Genomic DNA, 24,583 nt, shown 5'->3' on the forward strand with positions numbered 1-24,583 from the left:
GTGGGAGAAGGGAAGAAACCTGCTCTACTCTTCCGGCTCCGTCGTGAACATCAGCGGATAGCCCTTGGCCTTGCCGGCGTCGGTGGCCCGTGTCGCCTTTGTCTCGGCGACGTCCTTGGTGAAGACGGCGACGACGCAGACGCCGCGCCGATGCGCCGTGATCATCACCCGATGCGCCTGGTCTTCGCTGAGCTTGAACTCGCCCTTCAGCACCGTCACCACGAATTCACGCGGCGTGAAATCGTCATTGAGCAGGATGACCTTGTAGAGCTTCGGCCGCTCGGTCTTGGGTAGGGTCTGCGTACGGGGTTTTGTCGTGATTTCAGGCATGGGAACCGGCAATTGCGCGAGCCTCGGCTACGCCCCTATTTTCGCACGGGCGAAAGCGAGCGTCCAATCACAGAGCTATGTGGGAAGTGCGGCCCGCGGTTCAACGGCCCTGGCGGCCGAAGCCGCTCCGGGAGGGCAAGTTTCCGGCAGCATCCGACCGGCGTTCCATCCAGGATGCGACCGGCCAGGCGACGACGCAGATCAGCGTCACGCTGGCAAGTGCGATGAGCAGCCAGGTCTGCGCGGGCGTGATGTAATCCCAGTCGGTGGAAATCACAGGCGCGAACAGTGACGGCTCGGTGCGGCCGCTGGCCGGATCCGGCACGGGACTGGCGGTGAACAGGATCATAAGCCGGGCGGCGCCGGTGGCGACCAGGCTGCCGAACACGATCGAGCGCAGAATGGACGAAAGCCGCCTCTTCATGCGGATTGTCCTACGGCGCCGGCCTTGCAATCGGGTTAAGGCCGATCGAGACAAAGCCGCCGGCGCCGGCTTCGGCCACATCGTTCGGACCTGTCCGTTCGCTTCACTGCCGATACACGGCCTTCGGCTTTTTCGGACAGGAAGAAGGCCGCTCCAGCAAAACGCGACTGGAGCGGCCTTGTCATAAGGCAGGCAGTGTGCCCGATCTGGATTAAGCCTTCGGAGCGACCTTCTTGTCGGTCTTCTTGACAGTCTTCTTCGCCTTCTTGTGCTTCTTGGCAACGACCTTCTTCACCGGAGGCTTGGCGGTCGTGGTCGCCGGAGCGGTGGTCGTCGAGGAAGCAGCCGGAGCGGCGGTCGTGGTGGCAGCAGCGTTGCCGAGAGCCGGCATGGCGAAGGCAAGAGCAACGGCGAGACCGGTGGCGGAGAGGATGGACTTTTTCATGGCTTCATTTCCTTTTCATGCGGGTCGGGTTTCGAGTGTCACTGAACCGGGTCGTTCGGTGTCACCCCCAGCAACTTCAAAGCGTTGGCGAGCATCCGGATGCCCTGTGCCTGTTTCTTGGCGGCGCAGTACCGGTTGCCCTTTCTCTGAAGTGCCTTTGCCGCGGTGACCTGCGTTGCCGTGGCATGGGTTTCGAGGGCTTCGTCGAATTGGTGGCTGAGATTGGCACACCGCTCGGTCCGGGTGGTGGGCGTCACTTTTGCATCCGATTGTCCAGCAGCGGCTGTGACGAGCGAAATGCCCATCAACGCACCCAACAAACTGATCGACAACCTTGGCATCGGTTAATCCGTGAACCCGGAGACTTGCGTCGCGGCCAAATGACCTGACCGCCACGGCACCGTTATGCCGGCCTAGTTTTTCAGGAGTTTTTCCCGATTGTAGAATTTTGTTTCTGGATTGTGTCTGTGCGCCCCGGCGGGAGGCTTCCAGCGCATTCAGTGTGGAGATTGCCAGATTTACCTTGCCTTGAAATCCAAGGCACTGGCCAACATATGGCCCGAATTCTATCGTGTGGGTGGCCGCCTGCCGGCTTGGCAGGTCAACGAAGACAGGATCCCCGTGAAATCCGACGCACACATACTGATCGTCGACGACGACAAGGGCATTCGCGACCTGCTGCAGGAGTTCTTCCAAAAGCGCGGTCTGCACACATCGGTTGCCGCCGACGGCACCGAGATGGAAACGATCCTGCGCCGTGCACAGGTCGATCTCATCGTGCTCGACGTCATGCTGCCCGGCAGGAGCGGGCTGGAACTGTGCCGTGACATCCGGGCCCAGTATTCGACGCCGATCATCATGTTGACCGCCGTCACCGAGACGACAGACCGCGTGGTTGGCCTCGAGATGGGCGCCGACGACTATGTGCCCAAACCTTTCGACCCCCGCGAATTGCTGGCCCGCATACGCGCCGTGCTGCGGCGCAACGGCGCCCCCGAGCCCAAGCGCGCCACATCGAAGCAGATCTACCGCTTCGCCGGCTGGACGATGGATTGTTCGCGGCGCCGGCTGACCGCGCCCGACGATGTCAGGGTCGAACTGACCATGGCGGAGTTCAACCTGTTGCAGACCTTCGTCAAGAGCGCACAGCGCGTGCTGACCCGCGACCAGCTCATCGAACTCTCCGGCGGCGACAGCGATTATTCCTTCGACCGCAGCATCGACATCCTGGTCAGCCGGCTGCGGCGCAAGATGGAAGATGATCCCAAGACGCCCAAGCTGATCCTGACGGTCCGCAGCGGCGGCTATCAGTTCCTCCCCGAAACGAATTCCGAATGAGACGTTTCCTGCCGCAGACCCTGCCTGTCTGGGTGCTGCTGATCGTCATTGCCGGCCTGTTGATCAGTCAGGTCGCGACGCTCTACATCGTGTCGCGCGACCGCGCGGCCGCCAATGACGTGGTCGATCTCTACCGCCTCAACGACCGCGCCTATTCGCTGGTGCAGCTGATGCATGCCGCCACGCCCGAGGAGCGCAAGGCGACCGCATCCGGCCTGTTCAACGCCACCTACGCTCTCACGGTTTCAGACAGCCCCGCGGTCACCTCGTCGATCGCCGGCGACGATGAACTCGCCGAGCTGGAAGACATTCTCGTTGGACGGCTGTCGAAGTTCGGCGTCACCGACGCGCGCGTCCGGCGCGATCCGGCGACGCAGGAATCCGACAGCCCCGGTGGCGAGGTCATGAACAGGGACGTCGGCCAGGTGGAACGCGATCTCCTGGTGCTGGCGGCGAATTTCGCCCAGAGTGACAAGCTGACCGCCTCGCTGCGCTTCGCCGACGGCCAATGGCTGAACTTCACCGAGCCGATCACGCCGGTCGGCCCGATCCTGAGCTTCGACAGCCTGCCGCTCTATTCGCTGATAGCGGGGCTGGTGGTGATCATGTCGATCTGGTCGCTGCGCCGGCTGACCGCGCCCTACCGGATGATGGAAACCGCCGTGAACCGGATCGGCAATGACCTCAAGAGCCCGCCGATCGCCGAAAGCGGCAGCCGCGAGGTGCGTGCCGCCGCCAAGGCGATCAACGCCATGCAGGCGAGATTGCGTGAATATGTCGAGGACCGTGAGCACCTGGCCGCCGCGCTGGCGCACGACCTGCGCACGCCGATGACCAGGATGCGGCTGCGCCTGGAACTGTTGCGCAAGTCGGCGGTTCGCGAGGCGCTGGCGCACGATCTCGCCGATGTCGAGAGCATCGCCAGTTCGGTCATCGACTTCGCCACTTTCGAGGTGAACGAGGAAAAGAGCGAGCGCATTGACTTTTGGTCGCTGGTGGAATCGATCGCCGACGGCTACGCCGAGGTCTCCTTCGACAATGATGATACGCGCTCGCGCGGCCTGATCTGCATGGCGCGACCGGTCGCGCTCAAGCGCTGCGTCACCAATCTTGTGCAAAATGCAGTCACCTACGGCAAGAAGGCGCATCTCAGCCTGTACCGGTCGGGCGACATGATCACGCTGGCCATACGCGACGAGGGGCCGGGTATTCCGCAAGCCCAGATCGACGCCGTGTTCGGATCTTTCGTGCGCCTGGAACAGTCCCGCAACCGCCAGACCGGCGGCCTCGGCCTCGGCCTCACCATCGCCCGCAACATCGCGCGTGCCGCCGGCGGCGAGATCCGCCTGTCCAACCATCCGGACGGCGGCCTGCTGACGGAGCTGCGCCTGCCGCTGGCGACTTGAGACGCGACTGAGGGATTACCGCCGCAGCACCGCGCTCAGCACGTCCCTGATGCCGATCGCGCCGACGAAGCGCGACTGGTCATCGAACAGCGCCACGGGCGCAGTCTGCGACCGGTGCATGGCCAGCATCACGGTCTTCAGCGACGTTCCGGGATTGGCCCAGAACACCTGGGCCGCTTCCTCGGGCTGGCCTTCGACCTCGGCGCAGGACACCCATACCGCCGGCTTGCCGTCACGCTCAGCCGCCGCCACGAGGCCATGGTCGTCGATCTTGAAGCGCGTCGTCTTGCGCCGGTCGAGCCACACCCAGCCGTCCTTGCCCTGTTCGAGATCGCGGCGGTCGCGCATCACGTTCCAGGCGGTGAGCACCGACAGCGGATTCACATTGGCGATGAAGTCGCGGACATAATCGTTAGCGGGCTTGAGCACGATGTCCTCCGCCGCGCCGGTCTGCACGATGCGTCCGCCCTCCATGATTGTGATGTGGCTGCCGATCTTCAGCGCTTCCTCGAGGTCGTGGCTGACGAAGATGATGGTCTTCTTCAGTTCGGCCTGCAGCTGCAGCAACTCGTCTTGCAGCTTGGTGCGGATCAGCGGGTCGAGCGCCGAGAACGGCTCGTCCATCAGAAGGATCGGCGCCTCGGTGGCGAAGGCGCGCGCCAACCCGACGCGCTGCTGCATGCCACCCGAAAGCTCATGCGCGTATTTCTTCGACCACTGCTCGAGATTGACCAGCTTGAGCTGCCTGTGCACGCGCTCCTTGCGCTCGGCGTCCGGCACGCCGGCAAGTTCGAGGCCAAGCCCGACATTCTCTTCCACCGTCCGCCACGGCAGCAGGCCGAACTGCTGGAACACCATGGCAACCTGCTTCTGCCGCAGGCGCCGCAAGGTAGCCTCGTCGCAGGTGACGACATCGACGGTGCGGTCGCCATCCTTGACCAGAACCTGGCCGCGCGAGACGACGTTCAGGCGATTGACCGCTCTCAGCAGTGTCGACTTGCCCGAGCCGGACAGACCCATGAGGACGGAAATCTCGCCCTCATGCACGGTAAGGCTGGCCCCGGCACAACCGAGCACATTGCCGGTCTGCTCGAGGATCTCGGCGCGCGTCGCACCCTTGTCGATCAGCGCCAGCGAACCCGCCTGGTCGGCGCCGAAGACGATATCGACGTTCCTGAAATCGACGGCGACGGTCATTTCTTGCCTCCAACGCCAATGCGGGTCATGCGGTCGAGCACGATGGCGAGCACGACAATGGCGAGCCCGGCCTCGAGGCCGAGATCGATGCGGCGCGAACCGAGCGCGCGGTTGATCTCGGTGCCGAGCCCGCCGGCGCCGATCAGCGCCGCGAACACCACCATCGACAGCGACAGCATGATCGACTGGGTCAGGCCCGCCATGATGGTGGGCAGCGCCGAGGGCAGCTCGACCTTCCACAGCAGCTGGCTCCTGGTGGCGCCGAAGGCCTCGCCGGCCTCGATGATCGATTTGGGCACCGAGACGACGCCGAGATGCGTGAGCCGGACCGCGGTCGGGATGACGAAGATGATGGTGACGATGAGGCCGGGCGCGTTGCCAAGGCCGAACAGGGTCAGCACCGGGATCAGGTAGACGAAGGTCGGCAGCGTCTGCATCAGGTCGAGCACCGGCAGCATGAAGCGGTAGACCTTCGGCTTGTGCGCCGCCCAGATGCCGAGCGGCACGCCGATGGCCATTGCCATGGCGGCGGCGGCCACGACCAGCACCAGCGTCTGCACCGTCTGTTTCCACAGGTTCTGGTTGATGATGAAGATCAGCCCGAGGAAGACGCCGATCGCGAGCGGGCGCGAACGCTGCAGCAGCCAGGCGATGATGGCGATGATGAGCGCCAGCAGCACCGGCGGCACCACCAGCAGGAGGTCGACCAGGCCGTCGAGGATGAAGTTCAGGCCGTTGGAAAAGGCCCTGAAGACGTTGTCGAAATTGTCGGTGAGGAACCCGAAGAACGCCTTGCCCCATGGGCCGATGGGAATCTTGTAGCTGACCAGGAATTTGGAAATCGGATCCATCTTGCCCCCTCTCCTACCGGCATCGCTTTGCCGCGGTGTCCGCTGTCGTCACGTCATCTTCTCACAGCATATGAAAAAGGGCAGCCTTTTCCAGTGGCTGCCCTTTTGTTCTCACGCGTGCATGCCGAAGTCAGTCGGCTCAGCCCCCCAGTGCGGTCTTGATGGCCGCTGCCGCATCGCCGCCGTCGAAGGTGGTCACGCCGGCGATCCAGGGTGTCACGGCATCCGGATTTTTCTTCAGCCAGTCGGTGGCGACAGTCTGGGCGTCGCCGCCCTTGAGGATGGCGTCCATCAACTGGCCTTCCATGTCCAGGTTGAACTTGAGGTTGGCAATGAGCTTGCCGGCGTTCGGGCACTCGGTGGTGTAGCCCTTGCGCACATTGGTGTGGACGGTGGCGGCACCGAAGCCGCTGTCGCCCATGCCGTCGAGATAGGTGATCTTCATGGCGCCCATCACCGGGTGCGGCGTCCAGCCGAGGAAGGCGATCCACTCATTGTTCTTCATCGACTGCTCGGCCTGCGTCAGCATGCCGGCCTCCGAGGATTCGACCAGTTCGAAGCCTTCGAGATTATCCTTCGGGTTCTTGATCATGTCGAGGATGATGCGGTTGCCGTCATTGCCGGCCTCGATGCCGTAGATCTTGCCGTCGAACTTGTCCTTGAACTTGCCGAGGTCGGTGAGTGTCTTGACGCCGGCATCCGCCACATAGGTCGGCACGACGATGCCGTAGCCGGCGCCGGTCAGGTTCGTGCTGATGGTCTCCACCGAACCGTCGGCCGTGTAGTCCTTGATGTCGTTGGTCATCGACGGCATCCAGTTGCCCAGGAAGACATCGAGGTCCTTGTTCTTCAGCGACGCCATCGTCACCGGCACCGACAGCTGGATTACCTGCGGCTCGTAGCCGAGCGCCGTGAGCAGCACCGAGGCGATGCCGGTCGTCGCCTGGATATCGGTCCATCCGACATCGGAAAGGCGTACCGCCTTGCAGCTAGCCGGATCCCCGGCGAAGGCAGCGCTCGTCGACAAGAAAGCCGCAAGGCCGAGGCCTGCGACGAAGGAATTCATACGCGACATGAACTTTCTCCCATTTCGATTCTTTGGCGAGGCGAAGTCACGGTTTTTGTGCCCGCCTTGTTTCGTCAGCCAAACACCATTCTCGTGCGGTTTCAAGCATTAAGGCAATCACGATCAACGGCGCTGGCTGGCCGATCAGCGACACGTCAGCCGCTTTTTCCATGCGAGCCGGCTTTTTTGGTGGAAGGCCTGCCAGGGGCCTTCCCCGGGCCCGGCCAAGTGGGCTTAAAAGGGCGCCATGGCCAAACTGTATTTCCACTACGCGACGATGAATGCGGGCAAGACGACGATGCTCCTGCAGGCGTCGTACAATTACCGCGAGCGCGGCATGACGACGATGCTGTTCGTCGCCGGCCACTACCGCAAGGGCGACACCGGCCTGATTTCGTCACGCATCGGACTGGAAACGGAAGCCGAGATGTTTCGTGACGGCGACGACCTGTTCGCCCGCGTCGCCGAACATCATCAGCACGGTGCCGTGCATTGCGTCTTCGTCGACGAGGCGCAGTTCCTCGAGGAGGAACAGGTCTGGCAGCTCGCCCGGATCGCCGACCGGCTCGACATCCCGGTCATGTGCTATGGCCTGCGCACGGACTTCCAGGGCAAGCTGTTTTCCGGCTCGCGCGCCTTGCTGGCCATAGCCGATGAGCTGCGCGAAGTGCGCACCATCTGCCGCTGCGGCCGCAAGGCGACGATGGTGGTGCGCCTCGGCCCCGACGGCAAGGTCGCTCGGCAGGGCGAACAGGTGGCGATCGGCAAGGACGTCTATGTCTCGCTCTGCCGTCGCCATTGGGAAGAAGAAATGGGTCGCGCCGCCCCCGACGATTTCATCGGCTTTGTCGCGCCTTGACCGGGCTGTGGCATCACGGCCGCCACACTTGCCGCCATCGATCGGCTTTCGCGATCCCGCCACGATGCAGCGTTTGTTAAGGCCCCGGTCCTATTCTGCGTCCTCTCGTTCCAGCCAGAACTCGTCGGGGATAGCCATGTTTCGAGCCGCTTCGTCTGCCGCAGCCTTTCTGCTTGCCGGCGTCCTTGCCGCCCATGCCGGCGGCGATCCGGCACTGGGCAAGAGGGTCTTCAACCGATGCATGGCCTGCCATGAAGCAGCGAGCGACCGCGACAAGGTCGGCCCGCATCTGATGGGTGTCGTCGGCCGCGCCGCCGGCAGTGCCGAGAGCTTCCTCGGCCATTACTCCGAAGCGATGAAGAGTGCAGGCGCCGCCGGTCTCGTCTGGGACGAGGCCAACCTCGCCGAGTATCTGAAGGCGCCGCGGCAAAAAGTGCCCGGCAACAAGATGGCCTTTGCCGGCCTGAACAACGACGAGGACATCGCCAATGTCATCGCTTATCTGAAGGCCGATCCCAAGCCCTGAGCCAGGATTATTCCGTCCCCGCGATGGACGCCGAGCTGCCACCGTCCTCACCGCGCTCGATGCTCCGTCGGATTTCAGGCATTCGTGGCAGCGGGGGACTGAATGCCTGGCCGACATCCGCCGACGTTGAAGTTCAACGACAGTTGAACCACGCGTATTCCAAACGATCCTTTCGCCATGATCGCGGATCGATTGCGTTTCAAGGGCGTGGGCAAGGTTTTTGTTTTCGAAGCGCCCCTGTCTTCACGTCTTTCAATCCCCTGAAGCCCCACATATATTCGCCGCTGTTCGCAATCAGCGACCTGATGCCGGAGCGGGAGGCCCTTATGGCGACATTGCAGAATTTCGATGCCGAAATTGCCAGGACCAAGCAGGTCGTCCAGGACATGCGCACCAAGATAGACCAGTCCGGCGCCGTGCTCGACAAACTTGCCACCGCCGACAAGAAGATCGGCGACGCCAATTTCGATATCGAGAACGCCCGCATCGAAGACGTGCTGAAGCAGCAGAAGGTGATGGAAGGCAATATTGCCGACCTGATCATCGGGCTGGAGGACGCCACCAACGTTTTCGGCGCCGAGTTCGAGAGCATGAAGAACTACACCGGCTGGGAAAACTTCATCGGCATCTTCTCCAGCCAACGCAAGCAGCGTCTGCGCACCGACCGCGTCCGCAACATGTCACTGGCCGGCAACCTGCAGGAATTGCTGGCCAAGTCCGACACCATCGTCGGCATATTGAAGGCGCAGAAAGAAGTCCTCGACCAGCGCTACAAAACCTCCGAGACCAGCCTGTCGCAGGTTATCGAGCGCCGCAAGGCCACCATGTCCAACCTGGAAACCGTGCAGAAGCGCATCGAGGAGCTCAATCCGATGCTGCTCGACATCGAAAACAAGATCGCGGCCTCCACCAGCCAGAAGGAACGCACGCAACTCGAGGGCGAACGTTCCAAGCTCGCCACGGAATACAATGAGAAGCAGGCCAAGGAACAGGAGTTGCTGGCCGAGAGCCAGACGCTGGAGCGCTACACCTCGATGTTCCAGACCTTCGTCGATTCGCTCAACAACCAGATCGCCGCACAGTCGACCCTGATCAACAAGCTGACCATCGACACCGAGCAGCGCATCGTTCTCTACAAGGCGCTGGAGGATTCGCTGAAGACCGCGGCCCAGCAGGACGTCGCCCACAAGATCAACACGCTGGGCAGCCAGGTCGACAACACCGCCGAGGAGACCATGGCCGGCATTGGTGCCGCCTCGCAGAAGCACATTGGCGACCTGCTCGAGATGCACGAGAAGAACATGGTGGCCACCGCCGACATCCAGCGCCGCAAGAAGCTGGCCGACGACGCCTTCGCCCGCCGTTTCGACGAAGTGCTGAAGAAGCACAATTCGGCCAATTACGTGCAGTCGTAATTGCCGCCCGCACCGGTGCGACAATGCCATGGCCAATAGCATGACCTCCGAAAACGACGCGGCGGCGCGGTATTTCTCGGCAATCACGGCAGCGCTCAGCGGGCTGGAAGTGTTCATGCGCGACGATCGCTCGCCGCTCTACCGGCACGGCATCGTCGCCAAGATCGTCGCGGAATACATCGCCCGGCTCGACAAGTCGTTCTCCTGCTGGCGCAACCGGCTGGGCTTCATGGACACGTTCCGCATTTCGCGCGCCGAAAGCGGATTCCCGGTGTTCCAGAACCTGCTTGAGCTCGAAAACGACCGCCGCCAGGCTGACACGCGGCTCGCCAACATCCCGCTGGCCGACGAATTGCGCGAGGAGATGGCCGACTTCATCCTGCGCCACAAGGAATTCCCCCAAGCGCTGCAGAAGTCGATGGCCGAGAGGCTTTATCTCGAGGACGTCAAGAGCGAGCAGACCTTCGGCCCCTTCACCCTGGCGCAGACGGCCAAGGTTTCCGTCAATCCGAAGACGGCGCGGCCCTACTACCTCGTCCATTGGGCGACCTTCGACGGCAGCGCCAACCTGCCGCTGGTCTACATGGTGACGGTGGAAGATTCCTCCGAAGACATGATCCGCCAGCTCGTCGACCGCAATGGCAAGCTCAACGACCAGATCGACATTCCATTGCCAGTCGATGGCCTGCTCAATCCCGAGCTTGCCCATCGCTTCGACGATTTCACCGAGAAGAACTCGGCCTATACGCTGTCGCCGGCAACGATCGCCGTCAACCTCGACAAGGATTTCGAGCCGCTGCACCCCAAGCAGCTTCGGCGCGTCGTGCTCGGCCCCTTCTATTCGGCCGGGATCACCGACAACAATTCTACGGTGACCGAGGTTCTGGCCAAGGTGCGCAAGCCGGAGAACGCCTGGCTGCTGACCTGGACCATCCAGGAGGTCTACTCCAAGGGCGAAAAACCCGGCCGCAGGGGGCTGTTTTCGAGCGAGAAGACGACGCAGGAGTTCTTCATCAACACCGACGACCTCGAGGCCGCGCGCCAGGGCGTGTCGAGCTACGAAACCCACGCGTTGATCCCGCACGAGGCATACCAGGCACTCTATGCCGCCGGCGAAGCGCAGAAGATCTTTTCCGGATACAAGGTCCACATCCTGTCCAACGGACAGGTCATCTCGGACGTCTGACCGTCACACCACGGAGCAACCTTCATGGATACCGGCCTGACCACCATCCCGGAAGCGGCGATCGAGAAGCACCGCGCCACCGCGCAGAGCTTCATCACCCGCATCGTCGTGCTGGAAGACCCGTCTAGCTCCTCCGGCACCGCGCTTGCCGGCACCAATCGCCGCTTCGTCTCCACCGTCTCTGTCGGTTCGGTGCGCCGCACGCGCGAGGTCGAGCTGGCGAAGACCGTCGGCGCCGTTCACCCCGACGACCAGTTGCTGACCATCCCGCAGCACACACTTTTGTTTCGCGCCCGGCGCGGCACGGCGCTCGCGCTCGCCATATCGGATGTTTTCGCCGAAGGCTCGGATCTCGAAAGCCTGCAGGCCAGGAACACCCGCGCTCCCCTCGAAGGCGACGAGGCCGCCACGTTCAAGAAGCTTCTGTCGGCCTCGGCTTACATTGCCGCCTTCAGCCTGTCCTCCTATCTGTTCCAGCTCATCGACAGCGACGGCGAGGCGCCCAACGACATTCCCGAGCCGGATTTCCTCTTCGACACGCCGCAGGACGCGGTGAAGTCGATCCTGGCCGGTCTCGACAAGGCGATTTCGGGCGCATCCGACGATGCCGACCTGATGACCAGGGCGCGCGCCTTCGCCCGTGTCGCCATCGACGGCCTCCTGGCACGAAAAGGCCGCTTCGACGGCATCGGCCCGTTCGAGAACGCGCATGTCCGCATCGATGCCGACGATTTCACGCTCGACGGCTTCGACGTCGCGCCGGGCAAGCGTTCCAGGCCGCTGGTGATGACCTTCAAGAAACCGGAAGAGGTCGTCGGCAACCACATCGCCAAATATCAGTCGGTCAAGCTCGCCAAGATGTTGATGGCCTATGACTTCGAGCGCGAGCTGAACCCGTTCGTCGAACTCGGCGGCTTCCTGTTCACCTTCATCGGCGACGGCGCGCCGGGCACCGGCAAGACGACCCTGATCCAGATGATTGCCGGTCTCGTCAATGGTTACTGCCAGGTCGCCGGTTATCCCTTCGCCTACGAAAATTTCGGCGTCGACCAGATCTCGTCATATCAGGGCAAGTCCGGCCAGAACTGCCGCCAGTTCATAAACAATGTGTTGAACCCGCGCGTCATCGGCTTCGGCACCATCGACGACATCGACCAGGTGGCGGCGCGCCGTTCCGACGACCGCGCCTCGGCCGGCCAGCAGGAGATCACCGGCGTGCTGATGGACGCCTTCGCCGGTGCCGCCACAGTGGTGCGCGGCAACTGCTCGTTCGGCATGTTCTCCAACTATCCCGAAAATGTCGACGATGCGCTGCGCCAGCGCGCCGGCGCCCGCTGGCTGGTCGACGGGCCGCAGACGCGTGACGATTACATCGACATTTTCGTGCTGCTCGCCGGCAAGAACCACAAGATCCCGCTCGGCGACCACGAACTCTACGCCGCGCAGGAGATCCAGCGCGCCGTGGCCGAAGCCTATGAGGAGCACAAGAAGCCGCAGGAGGACGGGCTGATCCGGGTCCATGAGCGCTACATGAAGGAGAATGGCGCGCCCAAGACCATGGCCGACATCGGCACCTATCTGCACCTGATCAAGCAGGCCGAGCCGCGCTTCACCGGCCGCGCCATCAAGAACGTCACCGACGCCATCAAGATGCGCGCCATGGACATCGAGCTTCCCGACGACTGGTTCGAAAAACCAGAGGTTTTCATGCACAAGAGCTATGACGAGAAGAAAGCGATGATCGAGCAACTGCGCGGCCCGTTCTCGATGGACATGGTCATGCAGGAGATCAACCGCTACGCCGACAGCGAGTTCCGCTACTCCGACAAGTCCGACGACTCCGCCGTGGAAAAGCTACTGCGTGACGCGCGGCTGCGCGAACGGGCAGCGCGTGAGATGGAGGAGATGAAGAAAAAGGGGCTGTGGAATGCGTGATGCGCTCCGGCCTTTCCTTCTCCCCTTGTGGGAGAAGGAATAATGGCCCGCAAACCCGATCTCCTGCGCGACAACGAGCTCATTTACGGCCGGCTGCTCGTCGTCGACGAGCCGCATCTCATCGAGCGCTACAACAAGGCGCTTGCCGCCTTTGGCCTCGAGCCCACCAAGCTGAAGAGCTTCCAGATCGACCGCACCGGTTTTTCGCCGGAAGTGGCGGAGGAATGCGGCGACTACGGCTACCTCGATCCCAATGAGGTCAACCGCCGCTTCATCATCCTGACGCCGTCGCAGATCGATCTGCCGGTGGTGCACACCGCCTTCTCCAACACCTCGCAGCTGATGTTCGAGTTCATGTCCAGGAACCAGCGCGCCATAGACGCGCTGACCATCAAGGACGTCATCTACGGCGAGATCGAGGATTCCATTCCCAAGGTCAACGACATCGAGGATCTGCTGTCGATCAACCAGGTCGAGTTCAAGGTGCTGTCGGCCGAGGATGTGCTGGGCAAGGCCGCCGAGCTCGGCAAGCTCGTCGATCGCCTGAAACAGGAGCCTGACGCCTGGCGCGACAACGCCATGCTCACCCGCATGGTGGAACTGGCCAAGATCTGCGGCGACATCCGCGAGAACGCGCTGGTGCCCGACCAGGTAATCTTCCGCCACAACGCCTACTGGACCAGTCATTTTGGCGGGCTTTACGTGTTCGTCGACCCCGACATGACGACCGTCATCAGCGATCCGGCGGCCCCCGGTTTCCGCCGCTCGCGGCCGTGGCAGGTAAGCTATCTCTCGATCAAGGACGCCGACAAGGTGTTCAAGTTTCTCGCCGCCACCGGCCGCATCGAACTGCCGCGCGCCTCCTGGATCGAAGCCTCGGGCTATCTCGAGCACCGCGCCGAGATGGTGGTGCGTGCGCTGATCCGCGACGCCGAGCCGGATCGCAATCTGACCGATGTCGACAAGGTCTGGCTGCAGACCTGGATCCAGAGCCATGCCGACGTGATCGCCAAGGACGGCAACTTCCCCTTCCTCAATGCCGCCAAGCGCGAGATTGCCCAGCTCGGCCATCTCAAGATCGAGGATGTGTTCCCGCAGGAGCGCTTCCTGGTGGTCCGCGCCAAGCCCGACCATCCCGACGCCTGGCTGACCAACCGGCTGATCTCGGATTTCGTGCCGTCGGACTTCGTCTCGCGCTACGTCTTCAACAAACAGGGCTTCTACAAGGACTATGAGGGCTTCAGCGACGCCTGGCGATCGCATGTTGTGGACGTTCTGAAAACCACATATCTGAAGGACAAGGTGGCGTTCCGCACGCGCCTTTACGGCCTGACTGACTAGAACGAAACCGGCCGTCATTTCGTTCTAACTTGTTGTTTTGGCGCATGATGTTATCCAAAAAGTCCGCAACTTTTTGACATTATGCTTTGAGGGGGTGACACAGCATGCTCGATCCGATCGTGAACTTCTTCGTCAGGATTTTCCAATGGATCGGCCGCGGCATCGGGCTTCTGATCGGCGTCATCTTGTGGCCGTTCATCTGGGCCGGGCGCTGGTATACGCAGCGCGGTTGGATCCTCAAGGCCGTGCTCGGCCTCGCCTTGCTCGTGCTGCTCGGCCTCTATGCCAATTTCTTCTACGCCACACAGTGGTGGAACAATTTCAACCCGAACTATCCCGACACCTACACGTTCGAGAAGCGCAACATCTCGGCGGGCGAACAGGTAGCCGCCGGTGCCGGTGCCGACACTGCCAGGACCTGCGGCAACTCCGGCATCGCCCAGATTGCCGCCGATTTGACCGACTTCAACGTCAACCAGAATGCCTGGATCTCGTCGATGATCCTCTACAAGCTCGGCCTGTTCGGCATCAGCTGGGACAACACGCCGTGGATGGACAACAAGGCCTCGTTCCAGCGCGGCATCAACCAGGCGGTGCGCCGCACCGCGACCGAGCTCGCCGACAATCTCGGCCGTGTGCGCACGACATCGCAGATCGACGCCGACCTGCAGGATGCGCGCGGCAATCTGCAGTTCGACGAGTACACCTGGTATTTCGGTGTAAGCCCGTTCGGCCCGAAGACGCCGACCCCGAGCTATTATCGCGACGCCGTGCGCAAGCTGCGCTCCTTCAACGCCCGCCTCGCCACCTGCCAGGCCACCTTCGATGCCCGCGCCGACAATCTGAAGCAATATATCGACCGTATCGCCAGCGATATCGGCTCGACCTCGGCCATCCTCAAGGAACGCGCCGAAAACCATAACAATGGCTGGTTCGATTTCCGCGCCGACGACCGCTACTGGTTCGCCTATGGCCAGCTCTACGCCTATTACGGACTGATGAAGGGCGCGCAGGCCGACTTCGAGGACGTCATCAAGGAAAAGCACCTGCAGAGCCTGTGGGATACGATGGACGCGCAGTTCGTCTCAGCGCTGCGCATCCAGCCCTTCATCATCGCCAATGGCCGCGAGGACGGCTGGCTGCTGCCCACGCATCTGACGACCATGGGTTTCTATGTGCTCAGGGTGCGTTCCAACATGGTCGAAATCAGCAACGTGCTGACGCAGTAGGGCCGGTCGGCCCAATGCATGTCACCCAAAAGTGGTCCGGCCTGGGAAGAACGATATGCATGGAAACAAATGCCTGAAGCGCGATGCGCTTTAGGCCGGCGATGGCGGATTCGCGCCGCCGTGTCTGTCGCATTCCGTGCATTGCGCGGCTGTTTTGAGACGGCGGACGCGTCACCGCTCTGGCTTCTATACGGCGCGGCAAGCGGAGCCAGAAAGAACCGGAGGCAGGTCGGCCCGCCGCAGAGGAATTTTCTTCATAGGAAACATAGTTGCATGAAAGTTGACGCCACGGCAGCGAGAGGGCTAGAACATGCCCTTGCCCGCGCGGCGTATCGAACATGCACCAGTGATCAACCCGTCCCCTCCACCGTCCAATCCAGAGGAAAGCCGTCATGGCAGAAGTGAAGTCCGACATCGAGATCGCCCGCGGTGCGAAGAAAAAACAGATCCAGGAGATCGGCGCCAAGATCGGCATCCCGACCGAACATCTTTTGCCCTATGGCCATGACAAGGCGAAGGTCTCCGCCGAATTCATCAAATCGGTGAAAGGCAACAAGGACGGCAAGCTGATCCTGGTCACCGCCATCAACCCGACCCCGGCCGGCGAAGGCAAGACGACCACCACCGTCGGCCTCGGCGACGGCTTGAACCGCATCGGCAAGAAAGCGATCATCTGCATCCGCGAAGCCTCGCTCGGTCCGAATTTCGGCGTCAAGGGCGGTGCGGCCGGCGGCGGCTACGCGCAGGTCGTGCCGATGGAGGACATGAATCTCCATTTCACCGGTGACTTCCATGCCATCACCACCGCGCACAACCTCCTGTCGGCGTTGATCGACAACCACATCTACTGGGGCAATGAGCTCGGCATCGACACCCGCCGCGTCGCCTGGCGCCGCGTCATGGACATGAACGACCGGGCGCTGCGCGAGATCATCTGCTCGCTCGGCGGCGTCGCCAACGGCTATCCGCGCGAGGCCGGGTTCGACATCACCGTCGCCTCGGAGGTCATGGCCATCCTGTGCCTCGCCACCGACCTGAAGGACCTGGAGAAGCGCCTGGGCGACATCATCGTCGCCTATCGCCGCGACAAGTCGCCTGTCTATGCCCGCGACCTCAAGGCCGACGGCGCCATGGCCGTGCTGCTCAAGGACGCCATGCAGCCGAATCTGGTGCAGACGCTGGAGAACAATCCGGCCTTCGTGCATGGCGGCCCGTTCGCCAACATCGCGCATGGCTGCAACTCGGTGGTCGCCACCACGACGGCGCTCAAGCTTGCCGACTACGTCGTGACGGAAGCCGGCTTCGGCGCCGACCTCGGCGCGGAAAAATTCTTCGACATCAAGTGCCGCAAGGCCGGGCTGAAGCCGGCGGCGGCGGTCATCGTCGCCACCGTACGCGCCATGAAAATGAATGGCGGCGTCAAGAAGGAAGACCTCGGCAAGGAAAACATCGAGGCGGTGAAGAAGGGCTGCGCCAATCTTGGCCGCCACATCGAGAACATCAGGCAGTTCGGCGTGCCGGCGGTAGTTGCCATCAACCACTTCTACTCCGACACGGATGGCGAAATCCAGGCGATGAAGGATTATGTCGCCTCGATGGGCGAAGAGGCGATCCTGTGCAAGCACTGGGCCAACGGCTCGGCCGGCATCGAGGATCTCGCCAAGAAAGTGGTGGCGCTGGCCGAATCCGGTGCCTCGCAGTTCGCGCCGCTCTATCCCGACGCCATGCCGCTGTTCGAGAAGATCAACACCATCGTCCAGCGCATCTATCGCGGCTCGGAAGCGATCGCCGACAAGTCGGTGCGCGACCAGTTGCACGCCTGGGAGCAGGCCGGCTACGGCCACTTGCCGGTGTGCATGGCCAAGACGCAGTATTCCTTCTCGACCGACCCGAACCTGCGCGGTGCGCCAACCGGCCACACCGTACCGGTGCGCGAGGTCAGGCTTTCGGCGGGTGCCGGCTTCGTCGTCATCATCTGCGGCGAGGTCATGACCATGCCCGGCCTGCCCAGGGCGCCGTCGTCGGAAAAGATCTTCCTCAACGAAGCCGGCCAGATCGAAGGCCTGTTCTAGAAATCCTCAATTCCAAAAAGTGCAAAGGGCGCCGCAGCGATGCGGCGCCCTTTGTATTTCCGCAGACGACTACGCAGCGTTGCGAGCCAGCGCCCGCTGGTTGGAGCCGAAGATCGTATCGCGTTCCGGCAAGGTGCCGGTCTTCAGGCACTCGATCCATTCGGCGGTCTTGAGCACGGCGGCGAAGCGCGACTGCAGGATGATTGTCACCACGCGGTGGATCTCCTCGGCCGAGGCATAGCCGGCGCTATTGGCGTAAGGCACCGAGCCGGTCGCGTCGGACAGGAACTCGACGGCAAAGCCCATATGCACGGCGTGGATGATGGTCGACAGGTCGCAATTATGCGTCATGTAGCCGACCACCACGATCGTATCGACAGCGTTGGCGCGCAGCCACTCTTCGAGATCGGTGCCGGTGAAGGCGGAAGGCAGCGTCTTCTCGACATAGTGGTCGCGTGGCCGCCTCGATATCTCGGGATGCAATTCCGCGCCATGGCTGCCCTTGGCGAAGATTGGTGACGTCTCCGGCGCCATCTGCTTGACGACCACCACCTTGATGCCGGCCGCGGCTGCCGCGTCCATGGCGCGCGCCACGTTGACGACGCTGTCGCGGAACGGCGGATGCTGGATGGCGAGATTGCCGCCGTCATAGTCATTCTGGACGTCCACGACGACGAGCGCGCGGCGCGGCGTCTTGCTGGCTGGTTCGGACATGATGCATTCCTTTCAGGCTTGATGTGATGCCCGAGCATAGGTCCGCCACCATCGGACGAAAGTGGCCCGATTGACATCATTCGAAAGAATTGGGACAATCCGCATAACCCCGCGCAGAAATCCCCGGAAGACATGACCCACCAGATCGTCGCCGTCGTCGCCGTCCTCGCCTTCGACGGCATCAGCCCGTTCCATCTCTCCGTGCCTTGCCTGGTGTTCGGCGAAGATCGCACATCGTTCGGCCTGCCGCGCTTCGACTTCCGCATCTGCGCGATCGAGGCCGGTCCCGTCCACACCGAGGCCGGGCTGAGCGTCGCCGCGCCGCATGGGCTTGAGGGGCTCGACGGCGCCGACATCGTCATCGTGCCGAGTTGGCGGGATCTCGAAGACCCGCTGCCGGAACCGCTGACCCAGGCATTGCGGCGGGCCCACCGCAGTGGTGCCCTGATCGTCGGCCTTTGCCTGGGAACATTCGCAGTCGCTGCTGCCGGACTGCTTGGCGGTCGGCGTGCGGCCACGCATTGGGCCTATGCCGAGCGGCTTCAGAAGCTTCATCCCGACATCGCGGTGGACGCCGAGGTGCTCTATGTCGACAATGGCGACGTGGTGACGTCGGCCGGCGTCGCGGCCGGGCTCGACTGCTGCCTCCATATCGTTCGCGCCCGCTACGGCGCCGAGGCAGCACTGCGGCTCGCACGGCAGATCGTGCTCTCCCCGCACCGGCAAGGCGGACAGGCGCAGTTCATCGAGCGTCCGCTGGCGAGGAGCGCCGATACCGACAGGTTCACACAAGCACTCGACGCGGTGCGTGCGACACTCGGCGAAGCGCACAGCCTGGACCGCGTCGCCGAAGCCGCCGGCCTGACCCGGCGCACCTTCACCCGCCGCTTCCAGAAATCGATCGGCACCAGTTTCGGCGATTGGCTGATCGAGCAACGGCTTGAACTGGCGCAGCGTCTGCTCGAGGCGACGGAAAAATCGATGGACGTCGTGGCCTTCGAGGCCGGCTTCGGCAGCGCCGCTTCGCTACGCCAGCATTTTTCGGCGCGTCTCAGGACCTCCCCGGCGCAATACCGGCGTGAATTTTCCAGGCGGGCCGACCAGGGCGACCGGTCGCCGCACGCGCTTTCGCACTGAGCGCCCGCCGGGCACTCAACCGCGTTTGACCGCCCGCGCCGGATTGCCGACCACCGTCATGTTCGCGGGCACGTCGCGCGTCACCACGGCGCCGGCGCCGACGATGGCGCCCTCGCCGATGCTGACGCCGCCGAGGATGACGGCACTGCCGCCGATCCAGGCGTTGGCGCCGATCTCGACAGGCCGCGCGACTTCGAGTCCGGCTTGCCGCCCGGCGACCTCCCTGTGATGCTCGGCGCAATAGATCTGCACATTGGGGCCGAGCAGCGTTCCCTTGCCGATGCGCACGCTTGCCGTGTCGAGAATGATGCAGCCGGCATTGAGAAAGACGCCGTCGCCGAGGAAGACGTTGAAGCCATAGGCACAGTGGAACGGCGCCTCGATGCGGGCGCCCTCGCCCGCGCCGCCGAGCAGATCCCGCAAGGTCGGCCCGATGTTGCCGCGCTGACGGGGCGCAAGCGAATTGTGCTCGAATACGGCGCCCGCAGCCACGCCGCGCAGCGCCTCCAGTTCGTCATCCATGCACGTATACCACTCGCCCGCCGCCATTTTTGCGCGTTCGCTCTCAGCCATGCGGTGCCTCCGTCATCATTGCCACGCACGGTTGCGGCGTAAGAGAGCGCCTATGCAAGTACTGGCCAAATACCGGACCTATGGTAGCCTGCCTTTTCAGGGCTGTCCCGGCCCGGGATCGAGGGGGATCAACATGCTTTACATTCTTGCACTTCTGATCGGGGTCATTGCCGGCCTGCGCGCCATGACCGCGCCGGCCGCCGTCGCCTGGGGCGCCTGGCTCGGCTGGCTGCCGGTTGCCGGCACCTGGGCAAGCTTCATGAGCCACTGGGCCGCTGTCGGCATTTTCACTATCCTGGCCATCGTCGAGCTGGTCACCGACCAGTTGCCGTCGACGCCGAGCCGCAAGGTGCCGCAGCAATTCGGCGCCCGTATCCTGCTCGGTGCCTTCAGCGGCGCCGTGATCGGCGCCACTGGCGGCGCCACCATCGTCTGCCTGATCGCCGGCGCCATAGGGGCCGTTATCGGCACGCTCGGCGGCGCGGAGGCGCGCGGCCGGCTGGCGGCCGCCTTCGGCAAGGACCAGCCCGCGGCCTTCATCGAGGACGCGGTCGCGATCGTTGGCGGCCTCTTGATCGTGGCGGCGGTGGCATGACGGCGAAAACCTTCGATGCCATCGTCATCGGTGCCGGCCAGGCCGGCCCTTCGCTGGCCGGCCGGCTGACCGCGGCCGGCACGAGCGTGGCGCTGATCGAGCGCAAGCTGGTCGGCGGCACCTGCGTCAACACCGGCTGCATGCCGACCAAGACCATGGTCGCCAGCGCCTATGCCGCGCATCTGGCGCGGCGCGCCGCGGACTATGGCGTGACCCTCTCCGGCCCGGTCGGCGTCGACTATGCCAAGGTCAAGGCGCGCAAGGACAAGGTGTCGAACGACGCCCGCGGCAATCTGGAAACCTGGATCGCCGACATGGATAAATGCACGCTCTATCGCGGCCATGCGCGTTTCGAATCCGCCAACATGGTGCGCGTCGGCGATGATCTCCTGACCGCCGGCAAGATCTTTCTCAACACCGGCGGCCGCGCATCGGTACCGGATCTGCCCGGCATTCACGACATCGACTTTCTCACCAACTCTTCGATGATGGACCTCGACGTGTTGCCGCGCCACCTCGTGGTGGTCGGCGGCAGCTACATCTCGCTCGAATTCGCGCAGATGTTCCGCCGCTTCGGCGCGGAGGTCACGATTGTCGAAAAGGGCTCGCGGCTGATCGGCCGCGAAGACGAGGATGTGTCCGACGCCATCCTGTCGATCCTCGAAAACGAAGGCATCGCGGTCCATCTCGGCGCCGACGCCATAAGCTTTGCTAGGCAGGGCGAGGATATTGCCGTTGCCTTCTCCGCCGGCAAGCCGCCGGCCGTCGGCTCGCATGTGCTCCTGGCTCTGGGGCGAACGCCCAATACCGACGATCTCGGCCTCGACAAGGCCGGCATCGAAGTCGACAAACGCGGCTTCATCACCGTCGACGACCAGTTGCGCACCAGCGTGCCCGGCATCTGGGCGATGGGCGACTGCAATGGCAAGGGCGCCTTCACCCACACGTCCTACAACGATTACGAGATCGTCGCGGCCAATTTGCTCGACAATGATCCGCGCAAGGTCAGCGACCGCATCGAGGCCTACGCTCTCTACATCGACCCGCCGCTCGGCCGCTGCGGCATGACCGAGGCGTCAGTGAAGAAGTCGGGACGCCGCGCGCTGGTCGGCCAGCGACCGATGACCCGCGTCGGCCGCGCCGTCGAGAAAGGCGAGACGCAAGGCTTCATGAAGATCCTCGTCGACGCCGACACAAGGGAAATCCTCGGCTGCTGCGTGCTTGGCCCCGGCGGCGATGAAGCCGTGCATTGCGTGCTTGACCTGATGTATGCCAAGGCGCCTGTGGACACGCTGGCGCGCGCCATGCACATCCACCCCAATGTCTCGGAACTGCTGCCTACCATCGCCCAGGAGTTGAAGCCGCTGGTCTGAACTCCGGCTCAGCCGGTCGGTTCGGCCGCTCGGCCGGGTTCGGTCAGGGTCGTCTAGCCCGGCAGGGCACGGCACAAGCACCGCTGCCAGTGCCTCTTTGCTCTCCGCTTTCTGCATTGCTGCATTGCGGCAATGGCGCTTGTGCGCCATGGGGCGCTCGCGCAGTTTCCATTTGAACCGATTCAGTCTGGACCTCCCATGCCTTTGCCGATCCTTGCGCTTGCCATTGCGTCCTTCTGCATCGGCACCACCGAATTCGTCATCATGGGTCTGCTGCCGGAGGTCGCCGCCGACCTTAGCGTGACCATTCCCGCGGCCGGGCTGCTGGTCACGGGCTATGCGCTGGGCGTGGTCTTCGGCGCGCCAATCGTGGCGATGGCCACCGCGCATCTGCCGCGCAAGCCGGTGCTGGTCGGACTGGCCGCACTGTTCGTCGTCGGCAACCTGCTCTGCGCCATCGCGCCCAATTACTGGATGCTGATGGGCGCGCGCGTCTTCACCGCCTTCGGCCACGGCGCCTTCTTCGGCATCGGTTCGGTCGTCGCCGCCAGCCTGGTGCCCCGCAACAAGCGTGCCAGCGCCATCGCGCTGATGTTCGCCGGCCTGACGCTGGCTAACATCCTCGGCGTTCCCGCCGGAACGGCGCTTGGCGAAGCCTTCGGCTGGCGCGCCACCTTCCTGGCGGTGGTCGGCATCGGGCTGATCTCGGTCGCGGCGATCGCTTGGCTAGTGCCGCCGGATGTCACTGAACCAAGCGGCGACGGCTTGCGCGGCGAATTGCGCGTGCTCGGCAAGCTGCAGGTGTGGCTGGCCATGCTGATCGCGGCGCTCGCCTCAGCCAGCCTGTTTGCCGTCTTCACCTACATTAAGCCCTATCTCACCGACGTGTCCGGCCTCTCGACTTCAGCGGTCACCTGGGTGCTCTTGCTGTTCGGCGCCGGCATGACCATCGGCAACATCATCGGCGGCCGGCTGGCCGACTGGAAGCTGATGCCGACGGTCATCGGCACGCTGCTGCTGCTGGCGGTCCTGTTTGTCGGCTTCATGCAGTTCGGCGCTATCGCCAGTGTCGCCATAGGCATCGTCTTCCTGTGGGGCATGCTCGTCTTCGTCGTCGTGCCGCCGTTGCAGATCCGTGTCGTGGAAGCCGCTTCCGAGGGACCGAACCTTGCCGCCACGCTGAACCAGGGCGCCTTCAATGTCGGCAACGCCAGCGGCGCCTGGATCGGCGGCGTGGCGCTCTCCTGGGGCGTTTCCTATGCCAACCTGCCGCTGGTGGGCGCGGCACTCGCTCTGCTGGCGGTCGCCGTAGCCGTTGCCTCGCGGGCACTGGACCAGCGCGCTCCGGTCGTCACTCTTCAACCTGCCGCGCAGTAGCTGCTTGCGCCCATAGCGCGACAGCCTGGACCAATCGACAAGCGCACAGTCGAAGAGGCATGTCTTCTCGCCTCTCGACGGAGCAAGACCCCATGCAGAAATCGATCGAACGCATAGCCGGCGACAGCGAAGGGGTTTCCTACGAATTCCCGCTGTTTCGCTTCTCTGGAACCGACGAATCCGCGCCTTCGGCCTATCTGCAGGCAGCGCTCCATGCCGGCGAACTGCCCGGAGTAGTCGCCATTGACGCGCTGATGCCGATGCTGGCCAGGGCCGAGGCGGAGGGGCGCATCAAGGGCGACATCACCATCGTGCCCTGGGCCAATCCGATCGGCCGCGCCCAGTATCATTTCGGCGAACATCAGGGCCGTTTTCATCTGGGCACGCGCACCAACTTCAACCGCGGTTTCCCGCTGCTCGCCGCGCCCGACACGGCACTCCTGCCCGACACCGCGCATGGCACGCCCGACCAGCGGCTGAAGACGAGACTGGTGCAGCTTTCGCTCGGCCACGACATCGTGCTTGACCTGCATTGCGACGACGAGGGTCTTTCCTACCTGTATGTCCACACCAGCCTGTGGCCGGCAATGGCCGACTGCGCCGCCGCCATGGGCGTCGAGGCGGTGGTGCTGTGGAGTGAAGACACGGACGGCACTTTCGAGGGCGCCTCGATCATGCCCTATCAGAACGTTCCCGCCGATGTGGCGAAGCTCGACCGGCGCGTCGTCACGACGGTCGAATATCGCGGCATCCTCGATGTCGATGGCGCGTTCGCGGCGTCAGACGCCGCGGGGCTCTACCGGCTGCTGGTGGCGCGCGGCGTGGTCGCCGACCCGGCCCTGCCCTCACCCGGTGCCTTCACCGGGGTTGTCGCACCGCTCGAAAACATCGACATGATGCCGGCGCCCCGGGCAGGTGCCGTGCTTTACGACGTGGAGCCCGGCGACCGCGTGGCCAAGGACACGCGGCTTGCCGTCATCGTCCACGCACCGGGCGAAGCCGATGGCCGCACCGAGGTGTTCGCGCCGCAGGCCGGCATCGTCCTGACCCGGCGCTCGCGCCGCATCATCCGCGCCGGCGAGGATCTGTTGAAACTGGTGGGCGACAGGAAGAGCGCCGACGCAAGGTCCGGCACCCTGGAAGATTGAGCCTCCACCGAATCCAGTTGCGCGGTCGCTCAATCGCCGCTATGGG

Annotated in this window: 25 protein-coding genes; 15 read left to right on the plus strand and 10 right to left on the minus strand. The window is 63.5% G+C overall.

The features are described from left to right. Window positions 1-24 precede the first annotated feature (24 nt). The 4 genes from clpS to FJ979_RS16370 form a co-directional block, all read right to left on the minus strand. On the minus strand, window positions 25-330 hold the full coding sequence (clpS, locus tag FJ979_RS16355) for an ATP-dependent Clp protease adapter ClpS (protein WP_140496053.1): 306 nt from the start codon (window positions 328-330) through the stop codon (window positions 25-27). Window positions 331-430: 100 nt separating this feature from the next. Next, a complete protein-coding gene (locus FJ979_RS16360; RefSeq protein WP_140496054.1) occupies window positions 431-754 on the minus strand; it encodes a hypothetical protein in 324 nt (107 codons plus the stop codon). 211 nt (window positions 755-965) lie between these two features. Continuing rightward, window positions 966-1,199 (minus strand): hypothetical protein, encoded by a 234-nt coding sequence (locus FJ979_RS16365; RefSeq protein WP_140496055.1) that lies wholly within the window; start codon window positions 1,197-1,199, stop codon window positions 966-968. A 38-nt stretch (window positions 1,200-1,237) separates the two neighbouring features. Then, window positions 1,238-1,540 carry a hypothetical protein gene (locus tag FJ979_RS16370; RefSeq protein WP_140556114.1) on the minus strand — a complete coding sequence of 101 codons (303 nt, stop codon included), beginning with the start codon at window positions 1,538-1,540 and terminating at the stop codon, window positions 1,238-1,240. A gap of 280 nt (window positions 1,541-1,820) precedes the next feature. On the opposite strand from FJ979_RS16370, the gene FJ979_RS16375 reads away from it, so the two are divergent. Both FJ979_RS16375 and FJ979_RS16380 read left to right on the plus strand, forming a co-directional pair. Then, window positions 1,821-2,537 carry a response regulator transcription factor gene (locus FJ979_RS16375; RefSeq protein ID WP_140582166.1) on the plus strand — a complete coding sequence of 239 codons (717 nt, stop codon included), beginning with the start codon at window positions 1,821-1,823 and terminating at the stop codon, window positions 2,535-2,537. Then, window positions 2,534-3,943 carry an ATP-binding protein gene (locus FJ979_RS16380; RefSeq protein ID WP_140561410.1) on the plus strand — a complete coding sequence of 470 codons (1,410 nt, stop codon included), beginning with the start codon at window positions 2,534-2,536 and terminating at the stop codon, window positions 3,941-3,943. Before FJ979_RS16375 ends, FJ979_RS16380 begins: the two co-directional genes overlap by 4 nt. A gap of 15 nt (window positions 3,944-3,958) precedes the next feature. On the opposite strand, the gene choV is transcribed toward FJ979_RS16380, so the two are convergent. The 4 genes from choV to FJ979_RS33345 all read right to left on the minus strand — a co-directional run bounded on the left by choV (window position 3,959) and on the right by FJ979_RS33345 (window position 7,229). Then, the gene (gene choV, locus FJ979_RS16385; protein WP_140496059.1) at window positions 3,959-5,140 is read right to left on the minus strand and encodes a choline ABC transporter ATP-binding protein; all 1,182 of its coding nucleotides are present in this window, start codon (window positions 5,138-5,140) and stop codon (window positions 3,959-3,961) included. Continuing rightward, the gene (gene choW, locus FJ979_RS16390) at window positions 5,137-5,991 is read right to left on the minus strand and encodes a choline ABC transporter permease subunit (protein ID WP_140516938.1); all 855 of its coding nucleotides are present in this window, start codon (window positions 5,989-5,991) and stop codon (window positions 5,137-5,139) included. Before choW ends, choV begins: the two co-directional genes overlap by 4 nt. A gap of 139 nt (window positions 5,992-6,130) precedes the next feature. Beyond that, window positions 6,131-7,066 carry a choline ABC transporter substrate-binding protein gene (locus FJ979_RS16395; protein ID WP_140582168.1) on the minus strand — a complete coding sequence of 312 codons (936 nt, stop codon included), beginning with the start codon at window positions 7,064-7,066 and terminating at the stop codon, window positions 6,131-6,133. A 37-nt stretch (window positions 7,067-7,103) separates the two neighbouring features. After that, window positions 7,104-7,229 (minus strand): hypothetical protein, encoded by a 126-nt coding sequence (locus FJ979_RS33345; protein ID WP_263483040.1) that lies wholly within the window; start codon window positions 7,227-7,229, stop codon window positions 7,104-7,106. A gap of 75 nt (window positions 7,230-7,304) precedes the next feature. Between FJ979_RS33345 and FJ979_RS16400 the strand changes: the two genes are divergently transcribed. From FJ979_RS16400 to FJ979_RS16435, 8 genes are all read left to right on the plus strand, one after another. After that, window positions 7,305-7,916 (plus strand): thymidine kinase, encoded by a 612-nt coding sequence (locus tag FJ979_RS16400; RefSeq protein WP_140516940.1) that lies wholly within the window; start codon window positions 7,305-7,307, stop codon window positions 7,914-7,916. 136 nt (window positions 7,917-8,052) lie between these two features. Beyond that, entirely contained in the window at window positions 8,053-8,442 is a 390-nt protein-coding gene (locus FJ979_RS16405) for a cytochrome c family protein (protein WP_140496063.1), read from the plus strand. A gap of 326 nt (window positions 8,443-8,768) precedes the next feature. Then, the gene (locus FJ979_RS16410; RefSeq protein ID WP_140496064.1) at window positions 8,769-9,857 is read left to right on the plus strand and encodes a hypothetical protein; all 1,089 of its coding nucleotides are present in this window, start codon (window positions 8,769-8,771) and stop codon (window positions 9,855-9,857) included. A 40-nt stretch (window positions 9,858-9,897) separates the two neighbouring features. Beyond that, a complete protein-coding gene (locus FJ979_RS16415; protein WP_140561414.1) occupies window positions 9,898-11,043 on the plus strand; it encodes a hypothetical protein in 1,146 nt (381 codons plus the stop codon). Window positions 11,044-11,067: 24 nt separating this feature from the next. Continuing rightward, window positions 11,068-12,978: an ATP-binding protein gene (locus FJ979_RS16420; protein ID WP_140561416.1), complete on the plus strand. Its 1,911-nt coding sequence runs from the start codon at window positions 11,068-11,070 to the stop codon at window positions 12,976-12,978. 42 nt (window positions 12,979-13,020) lie between these two features. Next, complete coding sequence (locus tag FJ979_RS16425; RefSeq protein WP_140582171.1) at window positions 13,021-14,319, plus strand: DUF6638 family protein; 1,299 nt, start codon at window positions 13,021-13,023, stop codon at window positions 14,317-14,319. A 104-nt stretch (window positions 14,320-14,423) separates the two neighbouring features. Continuing rightward, on the plus strand, window positions 14,424-15,548 hold the full coding sequence (locus tag FJ979_RS16430; RefSeq protein ID WP_140582174.1) for a DUF2333 family protein: 1,125 nt from the start codon (window positions 14,424-14,426) through the stop codon (window positions 15,546-15,548). 392 nt (window positions 15,549-15,940) lie between these two features. Then, window positions 15,941-17,620 (plus strand): formate--tetrahydrofolate ligase, encoded by a 1,680-nt coding sequence (locus FJ979_RS16435; RefSeq protein WP_140496069.1) that lies wholly within the window; start codon window positions 15,941-15,943, stop codon window positions 17,618-17,620. 69 nt (window positions 17,621-17,689) lie between these two features. Here FJ979_RS16435 and FJ979_RS16440 read toward each other — a convergent pair whose 3' ends face one another. Continuing rightward, window positions 17,690-18,334 (minus strand): cysteine hydrolase family protein, encoded by a 645-nt coding sequence (locus FJ979_RS16440; RefSeq protein ID WP_140524928.1) that lies wholly within the window; start codon window positions 18,332-18,334, stop codon window positions 17,690-17,692. Between the two features lie 132 nt (window positions 18,335-18,466). Here FJ979_RS16440 and FJ979_RS16445 point away from each other — a divergent pair, with 132 nt between their 5' ends. Beyond that, window positions 18,467-19,471 (plus strand): helix-turn-helix domain-containing protein, encoded by a 1,005-nt coding sequence (locus FJ979_RS16445; RefSeq protein WP_140582177.1) that lies wholly within the window; start codon window positions 18,467-18,469, stop codon window positions 19,469-19,471. 15 nt (window positions 19,472-19,486) lie between these two features. Here FJ979_RS16445 and FJ979_RS16450 read toward each other — a convergent pair whose 3' ends face one another. Further along, entirely contained in the window at window positions 19,487-20,044 is a 558-nt protein-coding gene (locus FJ979_RS16450) for a sugar O-acetyltransferase (RefSeq protein ID WP_140582180.1), read from the minus strand. Between the two features lie 133 nt (window positions 20,045-20,177). On the opposite strand from FJ979_RS16450, the gene FJ979_RS16455 reads away from it, so the two are divergent. The 4 genes from FJ979_RS16455 (at window position 20,178) to FJ979_RS16470 (ending at window position 24,537) form a co-directional block, all read left to right on the plus strand. Then, window positions 20,178-20,639, plus strand: a complete 462-nt coding sequence (locus tag FJ979_RS16455; protein ID WP_140516958.1) for a DUF4126 domain-containing protein — start codon at window positions 20,178-20,180, stop codon at window positions 20,637-20,639. Further along, window positions 20,636-22,012: an FAD-containing oxidoreductase gene (locus tag FJ979_RS16460; RefSeq protein WP_140582183.1), complete on the plus strand. Its 1,377-nt coding sequence runs from the start codon at window positions 20,636-20,638 to the stop codon at window positions 22,010-22,012. Before FJ979_RS16455 ends, FJ979_RS16460 begins: the two co-directional genes overlap by 4 nt. 198 nt (window positions 22,013-22,210) lie before the next feature. After that, window positions 22,211-23,389: an MFS transporter gene (locus FJ979_RS16465; protein ID WP_140582186.1), complete on the plus strand. Its 1,179-nt coding sequence runs from the start codon at window positions 22,211-22,213 to the stop codon at window positions 23,387-23,389. Window positions 23,390-23,481: 92 nt separating this feature from the next. Next, window positions 23,482-24,537, plus strand: coding sequence for a succinylglutamate desuccinylase/aspartoacylase family protein (locus FJ979_RS16470; protein WP_140582188.1), 1,056 nt, complete (start codon window positions 23,482-23,484; stop codon window positions 24,535-24,537). The last annotated feature ends 46 nt before the right edge of the window (window positions 24,538-24,583 follow it).

Source organism: Mesorhizobium sp. B1-1-6 (assembly GCF_006443035.1).
Lineage (GTDB): Bacteria > Pseudomonadota > Alphaproteobacteria > Rhizobiales > Rhizobiaceae > Mesorhizobium.